The following is a 14092-nucleotide window of genomic DNA, read 5'->3' as shown; positions in this document are numbered from 1 at the left end:
CTTTTCCAAGCCGTGTTTTTTACGAATGCCATTATCCAATAAAGTTCGCTCGTAATGAAAGGATGGGAAAATGTCATCTCTAAAAAAAGTGCCGTTGCCTAATATTGCCGTTTCAGGATCTGAAGAAAAGCCGTGGGTAGTGGCTTTTGTTTCAATCACTAAAGAGGCGGTTTCCTTTGGCAACAAACTTGTTGGTAATTTATAAATGAACATTCGGTATTCGTCATCTTCTAAAAAAGGTTTTAATTCCGTACCGTTATAGACTACTTTGGTGATTCTTGTATCTGCTATTGGGAATTTTACTTCCATCAACAGCGTATCGATAGGGACTTCATAATTGTTGACGACCTTAAATTCTCCTTTGGCCTCTACGCGCCTATCTTCAGGGTAAATATCGATAAATGCTTTGAGATCGGTGACTTGAATGTGCGGTCGGTCAATGTATTTTCCATATTTCTTTTCAGCATTGGCATTGAGTTTTTCACTGTAGTTACCATCTTCCAATTGGTTCAGAACTTTTAAATTATAATAACTGTAGGCACCCACTGAAACAAATGCAACAATAAATAACAGCATGACACCTAAGGTTTTTCCGCTAAAACGTTGTTTTGCGATCTGCAAACGCTCTTTAACCGAAGAAAAGAAACCACGATTCCAGAAAACAATGCCCAAGGTAGCCAAGATGCAAGTCAATAATATCCAATACAGGTTCAACCAGAATCTTCCATACAAATAATGTCCAAAACCATTTAAATCACTCAAAAATCCACCTACAGATCCACCAAAAATCACCAAAGGATTCGAGGTTTTTAAAACCAACGCCAATAAAATAGGGAAACCGATATAAATAAGAATCACAATAAAATGGCCTAAAAACTTATTATTGACCAACACATGAATAAAAAACGCTAAAAGTACGGTCATCACATAAGAGGGAAACACATTCGTGAAATTATAGGTCAAGTACATGCCTAATTCATAATTGAAGTAGCCGTTGAAGGTTTGATATAAGATTCCTACGACCACATTGAGCAAAGTCAACACGACCGAAACACCAATCAATGAAATAATCTTAGAAAGATATAAGGTGATATTGCTGACAGGTAAGGCATCGTAAAATTCAAATGTTTTATTCTGCCGTGTTCTATGGACGGCTTCTCCGGAATAAATCACCAAAATTATAATTGAAAACAAGGAAATTCCACCCGAAATTTGGGTCACCATATAGCGGGTCAAGGGCAGCGATGGAGTACCATAAACCTGATTGGATTGGTAGGCCACAAATCCTGCAACGATGATGCCCATAACCATCAAAATGACAAAAGCAGTTTCTTTTACAATGGACAGAAATTCAATTTTACTTAATGACACTAAATTTTCACGACGCGCTTTGGCGTTGAAAACCTGGGTGATGTTTGGAACAAAGGAAGCAGGTACATAGTCTTCTTTGCTTTCTTTAGACGATTTCTGTTTGGAAGTCGTTAAAAATCCTTTGTATGAAAATTTAAACAAGGTAAAAAAGAAAATCCCAAATGCCATCCCTAACCACAATAACCGGTTGAGTGCAAATTTACCCGAAAGTGATAATTGATTGTGATTTAGTTCATCTACGGTCCAATACTTAGTTATAAATCCGTGGGCTGCCTCTCCAAAAGGATCTACATAAACACTTAACCACTCCGTATCCAAACCAGATAATAATTGTCCTGATGCAATAGTCAGAATAAGAATGACAATACCTCCTAAATACAGAATTGACATCCTTTTGAAAAAGGTCATCAAACAAAAGAACAAACTTCCTATAAAAAACGCATTAAACGTCAATAGATAAACAAATGGCAAGACATAAGACAATAAGTTAAAGGAGGTGTAGGTACCGTAATCTGGTCGTTCTAAAAAAGCCCCAATCCCAAAACCAATCATCGTTCCAATAACTGCCCCAATATTCATTACCGTAACAATGGTAAAACTGCCAAAGAACCGTCCTAAAATATAATTCTTTTCCGAGACAGGAAATGTAAAATAGGTTTGTGCCGTTTTATGCTCTTCATCGCGGTACACCGCAACGCCCATAATGGCCGCATAAAAAAATAAGCTTATAATGCTCATGCCACCCAAAACACCTACAATGGCATTTGGACTATTGGTATATTGAGCCGTAACTGAACTTTCAAAAACACTCAATAAGAGCGGAATTAGGAACATCAAAAAAATGTAGATGTATGTAGCTGGTCGCCTTAACCGATATTTCAGTTCAAATAAGAAAATCTCCTTCATGATTATACGGTTTGAGGTTGGTTAATGCTATAGAAATAAAAATCTTCTAAATTATTGTTGACCACTTCAAAACCGTCTCCGGGATGTACGTCACTAAAGATATTGACATTCATATTTCCACTTCGTAAATAGGTGGAAAGCACAGTGTATTCCGATTGATATTTTTCAATCTCGCTCTTTTCAATGCGTTTGCGATATATTTTGTCGTTCAACGAATTGGACAATTCTTGCGGATGGCCTTGCACCACAACTTGCCCGTCATTAAAAACGGCCATGTTGGTACATAAATTTACCACATCATCTACAATATGGGTGGATAGAATCACCACGGCATCTTCGCCCAATTCACTTAGTAAATTATGAAAACGGTTACGTTCCAAAGGATCCAACCCAGCGGTTGGCTCATCCACAATAATTAACTTAGGATTCCCGATCAAAGCTTGGGCAATTCCAAAACGTTGGCGCATGCCACCAGAATAATCTCCTAGATTTCGTTTTCTAAATTTGTAAAGATTCACTTGATTTAAAAGATCGGCCACATAGGCTTTACGGTCGGTACTACTATGGATCCCTTTGATTTTCGCAATGTGATTGAGCATCATTTCTGCGGATACTTTAGGATACACGCCAAAATCCTGAGGTAAATATCCCAATACTTTTCTCAATTCTTCAGGTTGATTAAATACATCAATCCCATCAAAGGTAATGGTGCCAGAATCAGCTATTTGCAAGGTGGCAATGGTGCGCATTAAGGTCGATTTACCCGCACCGTTGGGTCCCAGAAGACCAAACATCCCTTTATGAATTTCGAGATTGACATTATTTAAAGCCTGTGTCCCATTAGGATAAGTTTTATTCAGGTTTTGGATAGAAAGCATGGTTTTTTGTTTAGAAGTTTACTATTGTAACAGTGTTAGTAGGTGTTTTATAAATTTTGTTACAATCTAAGCTTTTTTATGGCTTTGGATTGGAAGTAGAAGTTTTGTGTCTGGGGTTTCCTTAGAGCTCTTCCCTCCCGAATAGTTTAGGCATAGTAAATGGCCCCGAACTGCACAAATTTAATGTTCAACCGGGAATAAAAGTGATATTTCAACTCTTATTGAATGGATTGGTAAACAATCCCTACTCGCGTTTAATTTTTAGGGATTTTAGGGCATTATAATTTTCCGTAGCGATACTTTCTGCATCCTTAACCATATCTTTACCTATGGAAGAAGTCAATAAAAAACCAACTGTTGACGAAATTGCCGCCCCAATAAAAGGAAAGTATTTTGAAGCGGATTTTGCAGCAACCGCTGCTCCTGCCCTTCTTAAAAGAAGAATAATCGCATCTTTCCCTAAATATTTGACACTAAACTGTAGGGCTTTTGCAGTTAACACCTTGGCGTTATTTTTATCCAATAAATCCATGATAAAATGTTGCTGTTCCTCGCCCAGGCAGTAGATATCCCTAACATGGACCCCCATTCTTGTAAGTAAGGAGATATCCACTCCAACATCCAATCCCGGAATAGGATTAACCCCATTCACCGCCGAAAGCGCTGAATGGATGCCTACCATCTTATTTGCTAGTTCTTTTTTTTTTGAAAGGATTTTCTGGCTGGTAATGTTGATATCGGCAACAAACCGCTGCTGTTGTATTTTTCCCAAGCTCGAATAAATATCCTCCAAAAGTTGGCCTAAATCATATTCTTGTGGATAATCGGCAGAGGTTAAATAAATACCATTGAGTGGGTAACCCTTCAGGTTTTGCTTAAGATCATTCATAACCGTAGTATAAGTTTCCTCCTCCGTAATATTACGTCTCAAGGCGCGATCAATTGAAAAATCTATTTTTGTGCGAACCGCAAAGACGGGCATTTTAATTTTTAAAAGTTCATTTATTAAATATAAATCGTCTTCGTAAAACCGATCTGAAGTTACCAAAATGACACAATCAAAATCTTTGATATTAAACTCTTCAAGATACCGTTCCTTCGGAAAATTGATAGTTGAGCACCCTGGTAAATCGTAAAAATTCAGGCCTCTATGCTCAATGGGCTTCCCCACTTCCATGGTTGTTTCCACTTCCCCAACTTCCGCAATGTATTCTCCAACAATGGCATTAATCAGAGATGATTTGCCCACGCCACTTCTACCAATAATACCACACTTTATTTTTGCAGCTTCAAAATTATCGAGATCGGCCTTCAGTTTTTTCTCCAGACTTGCAATTTCTTTGTTTTTGCTCATTTTTTGATGGATTCACAATGGTATTAAACCAATTTATTTAGTAATAGAACCTGCAAATTTAACGAATTTTAAACGAATTGAATTGACATTTCCCGATTGTATCGGTGAGGTTGAGCTAAGTTTCATGAGGCCTTCGAATGACCTGCGATGGCATGCCATTATATACAATCAACCTTTCAACTTTTGGTATTTAAGATCCCTTCAATCAAGTTTAGTTCTTCTTTCGAAAAATCCAAATTGTTTATGGATTCTACGTTATCCCGAACTTGCTCTGGCCTACTTACGCCAACCAACACTGAGGTGATACGGTCGTCTTTTAATAGCCAGGCTATGGCCATCTGCGCCAAACTTTGCCCTCTGCTTTTAGCGATTTTATTCAATTGCGTCACCGTGTCCAATTTTTCTTTGGTCAGCTGTTCTGCTTTGAGATATCTTTTGTCCTTTCCTGCTCTTGAATCTTCTGGAATTCCGTTCAGATACTTATCAGTTAATATACCTTGGCTCAAAGGTGAAAAGGCAATAGCTCCCGTTCCTTGACGTTCAAGTTCATCCAACAAGCCATCCTCCACCCAACGATCCATCATATTATAGCGCGGTTGATGGATCAATAGTTTGGTGCCCATCTGCTCTAAAATCTTACTGGCCTGTCGGGTTAAATCTGCTGGATAACTGGACACCCCAACATAAAGTGCTTTTCCTTGTTGTACCATTTGATGTAAGGCGCCCATGGTTTCTTCCAATGGTGTATCGGGATCAGGACGGTGATGGTAAAAAATATCCACGTAGTCCAGACCCATTCTTTTTAAACTTTGATCGAGGCTCGCAATTAAATATTTTTTAGATCCTAAATCGCCATAAGGCCCATCCCACATATCCCAACCTGCTTTACTTGAAATAAGCAATTCATCCCGATACCTTTTAAAATCCTTCTTTAAAATTCTTCCAAAAGTTTCTTCGGCAGAACCATAAGGCGGACCATAATTATTGGCTAAATCAAAATGGGTGATGCCACTATCAAAGGCAGTTCTTACGATGTTTCTAGCATTTGTAAAGTCATCGGCATGCCCAAAATTATGCCAGAGTCCTAGAGAGATCGCCGGTAATAGGATGCCACTCTTCCCACAACGGCGGTAGAGCATATCCTTATAACGGTTTGGTTGCGCTTCATAGTTTGGAATGGATTGTTGATTCGTTTTCATCTCATTATATTGCTTTTTGTAACTGTTTATTTTATTGTCCCACTTTCTCGAGAAACCTGCCGTACTTTTTTGTTTTGCCATAATCTTCCTCAAAGGTGTCGTTCTTTAAAATTGTATTCCCACCAACCATCACTCTTGAAACGACCCGGTCATTTCGATTGACCAAACGTTCGTAATTATCAAACTCTTTTATAGGAGCGATTTCAACGTTTTCTGTGATGTTCTTAAATTTTTCAGGATCTAAGATGACTAGGTCAGCCATTTTTCCTTGGGCTAAATAGCCACAATCCAGATCAAACCAATCGCCTTGTTCTTTAGTTAGTCGCCAAATACATTTTTCCATGGTCATGATCGGATTTCCCTTCTTTATGGAATCGTGCACCATTTTAATCATTTTTAAAGGAAAATTATAGAATGCCATATTATTGAGATGGGCACCGGCATCCGAAAAACTAATTAAATTGTATTTGAAATTGTAAAGGTTTTTATATTTTTCGGTTCTATCATTGGCAATCGTGGTGGTCCATCTCATCTTTTTATCATATTTTATTATTGTATCCAGGAACGCATCGACAGGATGTTTATTGGTTTCTTCAGCAATGTCATAGAAGTTTTTACCTATTAAACTTTCGTCAGGACAATCGATTATAACGGCTTTGCTTAAATCTTTATGCCACACTTTTGGCGCATATTTTTTCTTGATCTCTCTTTTAAAATTCTCTCTAAATTGAGGATCATTTATGAGTTCATCTCTTTGATCCAATTCTTTGGCTAGATGCCTCAAAGCCTCTCCACTTGGGAATTCCTCAAACATGACCGAGTCAACGCCATCGTAATACACCGTAAATGGACAAGGTGGCGACTGCATCCTAAAGTTGGCATTTCCCAAACTATTGATGGCTTTGGAACCAAAGGCCACCATGGGATAAATATAGCGATCGCCAATTAAATCCATCATGGCAATCATGGTAGTTTTAAGCGGTTTTCTGAAAATACCCGCACTCGCCAACATATAATTGAGCGCATTGATCCGAGTGACCAAATTAGGGGCGCCTTGAAGAATTGCATCGCGTTCTCGAAGTAGATTGATCAGACCTTTTCTTTCTTTCCACGAAGCATAAAAAGAGGGCGTTTTATGGGACCAATACCGGTCACCATCCATTTTGTCCCAAGGATTATCCATGGTTGATAAGCCTATAAAACCTTCGTCAAGCGCGTCGTCAAGCATATTCAACATCAGTTCTTTTTCTTGAGGTGTTGCCGATTCCTTATCGCTTAAAGAACGCTTGATTCCCATGGCTTTCATTCGCATATCAGAATGGCCGATAAAAGAAGCGATGTTGATTCCTAAAGGTAATTTGCTGATGTAGGCTTTCCATTCTTTTGGAGTGCTCCACGATTTCTCTTTTTCCAACAAGGGCAACATGACCTCTCTCGGAATCGCTTCAACCCTTGTAAATGAATCGGCAGTATCTTCCGCCGAATTATATACTGCCGACACTGAACAGCTTCCCAAAATGATGGTGGTGACGCCATGTCGTGCCGATTCTTTTAGTCCTGGAGAAGCCAAAATCTCAGCATCATAATGGGTATGCGAATCAATAAAACCTGGAACGATCCATTTTCCTTCGGCATCAATAATTTCCAAATCCTCTTCAGAAAATGAAATGGAGGACCCTATTTCTAATATACGTCCGTCACCATCAATCAATACATCTTGTTTAACAGCTTTTTCATCGGGCATTCCCGAGAAAAACAATCCATTCTTGATAAAGGTCTTCATGAGCTTGTTAATTATTTACAACTTATAAGTGGTAGCTAAATATACCACTTATCCCAAATTAACTTTAGGGCAAAATCGGTTTTTGTTGCTATTCATCATTTAAAATTGAAACATTCAAACCAAAACACCCCTGTAAAATATATGAATTTCTCCAAAACGAGGTCAAAGGTCTAATCCTTCAAAAGACACATCCTATATAAGACTTCCTATTATTATGAAGGAAAGGGTTGAATAGATAATCCCTAAGCTATTGCACCTCTAATTTTTCTATAAACAAATCCATCGTATAACTGATGCCCTCCCGAAGGCGTGATTTTTTCAAACCGCTGGAGATAGAAAGCACATCACCTTTATAATTTTGAAAAATCACCTGAGGATAACCATTCGTCGTAAGCGTTTGGACTTGTGAAATCCCCCGGTTAAAAACAACCGCTTCTTTAGTTTGCGCGCCTGTATCGTCGATTGACCAATTAGGATCATTATTGGAACCATATATTTTACTGCCATTGGTGCTTATGCCAGTTGCAAAGTAAGGTTGCTGAAAAGACCCCAAAGAAGAATAATTCAGCGTAGAATATAGACTCTTGTCTTCAAAATTAATCATATAATGTCCAGCAGCATTGTATTCTGATTGACGCATGCCAGACTCTTTGATCGGTAGAGCAACCGTTTTTAAATAGGAAAGCATACCATTATTATCGATAGCGTAAACCATGCTGCTAGATTCATTTTTATGTCCCAATAAAAGCTGGTTGTTTTCAATTTCAAATACGCTGTATTTATAGAAGCCTTGGTGGTTGGAGAAATGGGGTTTAGAATCTACTAAAGTAAAATCGGCTTCATTTCTAACATAACTATAAATATAATTTCCATCGGTTAAAATCCAATACCCAGCTGATGCATACCGAAAATCATTTAAGTTCGAAATCTCTGAAGGTCGGAGCTTATACTTGAATGTCAAAGTTGTGGCATCATAAATTTGCAATTCGTTGCCTTGGTCCAAAACCAGTTCTTTCCCATCAGACGAGGTGATGATCTCAATTGATAAATCTGTAGAAGTTGATGCCTCTTGGCTTGATATGGTTTCAGTGCGATTTGTTTCATAATTATACCGCAATATTTTAAGATTATTTGAAGCTTCAGTATCGTACCCATATAAATAAACCACAGGTTCTGTCGGATCAATAGCATAAGAAAATAACCGATGGATTGGTAACAGACCAGCCCTTTCATAGCTGACTTGCCATGCCGTCTTATAGCCTTGCGGATTAACAACGGTGTGATTTCCAAAAACATCATACACACGAATGCTATAAATGGGATTTTTAAGAAATGGTGGATTGTTATCTATAAAACTCGTAGTGCTCTTATTGGAAATTCGTGCCACCCTCACCACTTGTTGACCATAGCCCGATATTCCACTAGGGAAATTGGTATATGAAATTTCGTAATGTGAAAAATACGGCGTATCACTAGCTTCCCAGTTTAATGCAATGGTATTATTATGTACGGTGGGTTCGGTTAAATTTACAGGTTTTACGGTCAGATAGTGGCTGTCAAAAACCTGTAATTCGCTTTCGCCCAAAGTTCCAGTGCGTAGGATGGTTTTTAAATAATAACAAAGACGCTCTGCACCTGGAGGCGTGAAATCTGTAAACTCTGTAATATTAATATCTGAGATGGTTTTTATCAATACCGCCTCATCCTTTGAGCAATTATCTCCTGCGCTCCTGTAGATTTCATAGCCCACAAAAGTTTTGGCGTCATGATACGGTTGCCAGATATAGCTAATGAGATTTTGCGCTACTTCCGATGTATTGCGCATAAAACTTCCTGACACCATATCAAATGCAATTGGCGTGTGACGTTGAAGATATAGCACAACAATATCCAATGTTCCATCGCCAGTGACATCCAATCGTGATTTAAAAATAAGTTCGTTTGCCGAGACCTGGGTAATGACCAAATCTTCAGTTTGGTTATACTGATTAGACATCTTGATCACCCCGTTCTTTAGCGTCCAACTCAAGGTATTCGCCTCGTAGTGGCAATCACTGCTTTGAAACAAATATTCCGTATAAATTCCTTTGTCAGAAAATACTAGGAAATCCCTTCCACAATCGGGGTAGCTTATTGGCACTGCATTAGTTTGATCATTAAAACCAACGTTGAAAATGGCCCATGTTCCAAACAATTGGTTTTCTGTTGCTGAAGTCTTTGCGCCAGCATAAAAGTCTGATTGTGAATCAGGACCATCATCGTCATTACTACAGGATAAAAACAGGGAAAACCCGATAAGCATAATCTTAAAATACCTCAATGACATGGCGTATGATTTTTTTATAAATGTAGATTATTTTCCAATTGCTACGACGTCATATGTTTGCAATTACATCTAACCTTTTTTACGGAGAAAATATTTCCATTTTAAGTTAAGGATGGTAAATGAAAACATCAAACGAAAAGCTTAAATAACGGTTAATTTTATAAGTAGAATCAATGCGATTGAAGGACACGTAACGAAATGAGTTTAAAAATAGTTCTGATTAAAATCACGGTTATATCCAATCTATATCTCCCACTTTTTAATAAAAGAGCGCTCTTCATCTTCTAGGTTTAGGTTTATTATATTAAAGTGAAATTTTTGGCTAAACTTTAATATATGACTTCAGTATAGACCTTTGAAAATGAGTTATTTTTGCCGCTTCTAATTACAAAGAAATGATTTCTGATTTATTCATTGCTATGCTTTGGAGTATATCTCCTTTGGGTGAGGCAAAAGTGGGTATTCCTTATGCGCTGCTGAATGGGGTAAATATTTATGTAGCGTTCCTTTTTTGCTTTATTGCAAATGTAATGGTGTTTCCTATTATGAACTTTTTTCTTGATGTAATCAATCGCTATTTTATCAGATGGTATTATTATAAAAAAGCAGCCATTTTTGTAGCGCGACGTGCTAAAGTAGGTGCTGGAAACAATGTGAAGAAATATGGTTTTTGGGGCCTTATGATTTTCGTATTGATTCCCCTTCCCGGAACTGGAGTTTATGCGGGCACCATTGCGGGTTATCTTTTTGGGTTGGAACGCAAACAGGCTTTTTTGGCCAATACCATAGGGATTTTTATTTCGTGCGTCATCATATGGGTTGGCACGATAGCCGCAATGAAAGGTTTTAATTAATTCGTGAAGCTTCTAAATAGCAACCAACGGATATCATCCGAAAAAAATCAACAGATCAGCACAACTCCTGATTAGTATGAAGTGAATAATTACTTCATTACTATTTCCAATTTCTCAATTGCCAAACCACGATGCGGATTGCTTTGATCCTCTAAACGCAAGGTTATGTCGTTGATCTTTTTTCCGTCGTACAAAACTACCGAGGGGATGGTCAATTCATATAAGTAACCGTCTTTATCACTATCAGCATTTACTGTTGAAAGAATATAGTCGTGATTATTGATGACCAATTTATATTTATTCTTTTCTTTCGAAGAAAATCTTACTTGTATTTCAGAGGGTTCTTTTGAATCACTTATGACATACCATTTCATTTTAATCACTGTGGCTTTGGTCGAATAATAATCGTGTCCACTATAGCTGTGATAATTCTCGGCATTTTCTGCGGTCAGAACAAATTTGTTACTTTCATTTGCGGTGATAACATTTTCCGGAGTAATTGATAAGTCATTTTCATAGTCAAGAACTAGCGTCGTTGCGTATTTGTCTTTGACAAGATTGTTGTTTAAATCAATTTCATAACCGGTGTTCGTCATTCTACTTTCCAATGATAAAGCGTTGTCAGATAGTGGATATACTTTCTTTACATCGGCATGGAGCCCTTTTATGCTAAGCTTGTTGTTTTCGGGAAAGTTAATAACATGGAGGTATAATTTTCCAGGTTTTGCAGTCATCATGCCCCAGTCTTGCTCTGGGAGAGCGGTTGCTCTGGTTCCATAAATAGATGTTCCATTTTTTTCGAGCCATTCCCCAACGCCTGTAAGCACTTGTTTTTCAAATGGAATAACGGTGCCGTCCCCTTTTGGTCCAATATTTAAAAGATAGTTTCCACCAGCACTGACTACTTTTAGCAAATCCTTGATTTTCTCAGCCACTTTAGTTTCCACTTCACCTCGCTCCTGCCAAGATCGGTAACTCCAGGTTTCATTGAACATGGAGGCCGGGGTTTGCCACGGCACTCCCATTTTAAAATCCGGTTGCTTATTGTCACCCATAACGACAAAATCGCCCTGATCATTCCAAATTCTCCCACTGATCATACAATTGGGCTGTAATCTTTTGACCAGTGTTGCCATTTCTTTGCTTTGGTCGTAAGTTGGAGCGCCCATATCAAACCATATTTCAGAGATATCACCATAATTTGTCAATAGTTCTTCAATTTGATTCAAATTATATTCATGATGCAAGGGCGGAATGGCATCCGAATTATCAACAGATTCAAAAGGCAGGGCACCTTCATAATCCCAATCAATCAGTGAAAAATATACGCCGAATTTTAAATTGTGACGCTTTGCTGCTTCCGCCAATTCCTTAACAATGTCTTTTGTATAGGGCGTGGCATCAACAACATCAAATGTAGTGTATTGGGAATCGAACAGACAAAAGCCGTCATGATGTTTGGCGGTTAAAACAATGGATTTCATTCCGGCTTGTTTCGCCAAAAGCGCAACTTCATCAGCATCCCAATGGATGGGATTAAATTGAGCACCCAATTTTCTATAGTCCTCAGTTGGGATTTTTGCATGCCCTTTTATTTGCTCACTATATCCCCTTATTTTCTGGTCATTCCAAATCCCAGCCGGAATGGAGTAAAGACCCCAATGAATAAACATAGAAAATTTACGATCCTCCCAGTTCTCCTCTACCACATAGGTGTCAGCCTCTGTTATTTGTTCAGCTTTTGAAGGGTCCGTTTTACAGGAGGATAGAGATAAAAACGCACATCCGAAAAATAAGAATCTTGAAATAAAATCTGCCATAATGATGCTCTGAGTATAGTTTGATTACCAACCAAAACTCGTAAAAATACGGTCACTTTTTATAAAGATGACTTTATTTAGTGAAAATTTTGATGTTGCGAAAATCAAATCGACTTAAAAAAGAGATACTACCTCTTTTCTGCTTTTAGTATCTAAAAACACATACACAATATTGGTTATAAAATGACTTGCTAAAACGGCTATTGCTGCACCATTGACCTGCCAAATTGGAATCAGGAAATAACATAAAATAAGGTTTGAAACACAACCAAGAACAAATCGGTAAACATTTTTCTGTAAATCGTTGGTGTTGATTAAATGTTTTTCGTAAATCATTCCTATAAAAACAAAAAGCGGCGCCCAACAGAAAATCAATAAAGGGGTTTTAGCCTCGGCATAAGCTGCTGTGAAGAAGGTATCCAAAATAACATCGCCGAATAAAGTATAAAAAACACCTATGAAAACGCCAAAAGACAGCATGATCCTAAAAAGTACTTTTATTTTATTTTGATAGTCTAAAATGTCTTCTTTATAAGATTCAGCCAAGGAAGGATATAAGGCATTAATGACAGAAAAACCAATATTCCAAGTCAAAATAATCACTAAAAACTGCACTGTAGCAAAAATCCCATTGGCATGATCGCCATGAAAATAGTTCAAAAACAATTCATCAATTTGATGTAAAACATAATCAGGCTATTTGAAATTATTAAAGGAAAAGACATCTTTAATAACGATTTGCCCAAAGTCCAGGAAAACTTCCATTCCTTAAAAAAAAGCAATTTTTTATGTTTAAGAATGAGGGCATAAATTAAGCCTTGAATAAAGAAGTCAAGAACAATAAGTTTGGCAAAATAATACACATCAAACTGGTGTTTTACGCCATAATATTGCAATGCCATAATAACACTTAAGCTCACTATTTTACTGATGAATATTATTTTTGTCCATTTTTTTGCCAGTAAATAATATTCAAAAACATCGGTCAGTTTAAAGAGATAACCAAACGCAATAATAAGATATAAACCCTTTAACGGACGGTTATCGGTAAAACTAAAATAGAGGATGATACCAACAAATATGACTATCCAACTGATCAATCGGAGATAGAAAGCCGTAGCCAAAATAAGCTGATAACGTTTTGGATTGAAAACAATTTCCCTAATACAAATAGCAGATAAACCGAGAAAAAACAGAGGAGTCAACATTCCCAAAACAGATTCAGCAAACTTAAGTTTGCCAATATCAATAGTACCCAAAGCACTAAAAATTTTAGGAACAATATAAACGCCGGTTACAAGTTGTATTATTTTTTCGAGCGTAAACCATTTGGTAGCAACAAAATCTTTTTTACTAAAAACGGAGGTCATGAGTTTAATTAAGGTCGTCAAATATATATAAACCGATTCCCTTTAGCTTTATGAAAGTAAATTATTACATTCGTTTTTACAAACAGACCTATGACCCCAGAGTTTCTCCGTCGTTATTATATTTTACGCATCGTATCCAACCCAAAAGTTTACGGGATTGAAAAAAACGGATTTGTACCGCTTACCGATCTGCAAAGTGCACTCGATCATTTACGTGCAGATAATATTGAC

10 protein-coding genes are annotated in these 14092 nt (G+C 37.5%); 1 reads left to right on the top strand and 9 read right to left on the bottom strand.

The genetic code is table 11. The features are described 5' to 3' along the window. The 6 genes from VLZ86_RS00340 to VLZ86_RS00315 form a co-directional block, all read right to left on the bottom strand. A partial coding sequence (locus tag VLZ86_RS00340; RefSeq protein ID WP_325447554.1) for an ABC transporter permease occupies positions 1 to 2277 on the bottom strand: 2277 nt, incomplete at its 3' end. Positions 2278 to 2279: 2 nt separating this feature from the next. Beyond that, the gene (locus tag VLZ86_RS00335; RefSeq protein ID WP_325447552.1) at positions 2280 to 3155 is read right to left on the bottom strand and encodes an ABC transporter ATP-binding protein; all 876 of its coding nucleotides are present in this window, start codon (positions 3153 to 3155) and stop codon (positions 2280 to 2282) included. A gap of 244 nt (positions 3156 to 3399) precedes the next feature. Then, positions 3400 to 4509, bottom strand: a complete 1110-nt coding sequence (locus VLZ86_RS00330; protein WP_325447549.1) for a GTPase — start codon at positions 4507 to 4509, stop codon at positions 3400 to 3402. Positions 4510 to 4685: 176 nt separating this feature from the next. After that, on the bottom strand, positions 4686 to 5708 hold the full coding sequence (gene mgrA, locus VLZ86_RS00325) for an L-glyceraldehyde 3-phosphate reductase (protein ID WP_325447547.1): 1023 nt from the start codon (positions 5706 to 5708) through the stop codon (positions 4686 to 4688). Positions 5709 to 5739: 31 nt separating this feature from the next. Next, complete coding sequence (locus VLZ86_RS00320; RefSeq protein WP_325447545.1) at positions 5740 to 7491, bottom strand: N-acyl-D-amino-acid deacylase family protein; 1752 nt, start codon at positions 7489 to 7491, stop codon at positions 5740 to 5742. Between the two features lie 247 nt (positions 7492 to 7738). Beyond that, entirely contained in the window at positions 7739 to 9817 is a 2079-nt protein-coding gene (locus VLZ86_RS00315; protein WP_325447543.1) for a lipocalin family protein, read from the bottom strand. Positions 9818 to 10212: 395 nt separating this feature from the next. Between VLZ86_RS00315 and VLZ86_RS00310 the strand changes: the two genes are divergently transcribed. Beyond that, positions 10213 to 10671 carry a small multi-drug export protein gene (locus VLZ86_RS00310; protein WP_325447541.1) on the top strand — a complete coding sequence of 153 codons (459 nt, stop codon included), beginning with the start codon at positions 10213 to 10215 and terminating at the stop codon, positions 10669 to 10671. 89 nt (positions 10672 to 10760) lie between these two features. On the opposite strand, the gene VLZ86_RS00305 is transcribed toward VLZ86_RS00310, so the two are convergent. The 3 genes from VLZ86_RS00305 to VLZ86_RS00295 all read right to left on the bottom strand — a co-directional run bounded on the left by VLZ86_RS00305 (position 10761) and on the right by VLZ86_RS00295 (position 13861). Continuing rightward, positions 10761 to 12491, bottom strand: coding sequence for an alpha-L-fucosidase (locus tag VLZ86_RS00305; RefSeq protein ID WP_325447539.1), 1731 nt, complete (start codon positions 12489 to 12491; stop codon positions 10761 to 10763). 114 nt (positions 12492 to 12605) lie between these two features. Next, complete coding sequence (locus VLZ86_RS00300) at positions 12606 to 13151, bottom strand: polysaccharide biosynthesis C-terminal domain-containing protein (RefSeq protein WP_325447537.1); 546 nt, start codon at positions 13149 to 13151, stop codon at positions 12606 to 12608. Beyond that, positions 13148 to 13861, bottom strand: coding sequence for a hypothetical protein (locus VLZ86_RS00295; protein ID WP_325447535.1), 714 nt, complete (start codon positions 13859 to 13861; stop codon positions 13148 to 13150). The genes VLZ86_RS00300 and VLZ86_RS00295 overlap by 4 nt, the downstream gene beginning before the upstream one ends. Between the last annotated feature and the right edge of the window lie 231 nt (positions 13862 to 14092).

The organism is Gelidibacter sp. (genome assembly GCF_035515035.1).
Lineage (GTDB): Bacteria > Bacteroidota > Bacteroidia > Flavobacteriales > Flavobacteriaceae > Gelidibacter.
The sequence above is the reverse complement of the archived record's forward strand: the minus strand, read 5'-3'. Positions and strand labels throughout refer to the sequence as shown.

Excerpts from the sequence above, each read along its gene's own strand:
- VLZ86_RS00295 (WP_325447535.1), bottom strand. The coding sequence starts at position 13,861 with ATGACCTCCGTTTTTAGTAAAAAAGATTTTGTTGCTACCAAATGGTTT.
- mgrA (WP_325447547.1), bottom strand. The coding sequence starts at position 5,708 with ATGAAAACGAATCAACAATCCATTCCAAACTATGAAGCGCAACCAAAC.
- VLZ86_RS00320 (WP_325447545.1), bottom strand. The coding sequence starts at position 7,491 with ATGAAGACCTTTATCAAGAATGGATTGTTTTTCTCGGGAATGCCCGAT.
- VLZ86_RS00310 (WP_325447541.1), top strand. The coding sequence starts at position 10,213 with ATGATTTCTGATTTATTCATTGCTATGCTTTGGAGTATATCTCCTTTG.
- VLZ86_RS00315 (WP_325447543.1), bottom strand. The coding sequence starts at position 9,817 with ATGTCATTGAGGTATTTTAAGATTATGCTTATCGGGTTTTCCCTGTTT.
- VLZ86_RS00330 (WP_325447549.1), bottom strand. The coding sequence starts at position 4,509 with ATGAGCAAAAACAAAGAAATTGCAAGTCTGGAGAAAAAACTGAAGGCC.
- VLZ86_RS00305 (WP_325447539.1), bottom strand. The coding sequence starts at position 12,491 with ATGGCAGATTTTATTTCAAGATTCTTATTTTTCGGATGTGCGTTTTTA.
- VLZ86_RS00335 (WP_325447552.1), bottom strand. The coding sequence starts at position 3,155 with ATGCTTTCTATCCAAAACCTGAATAAAACTTATCCTAATGGGACACAG.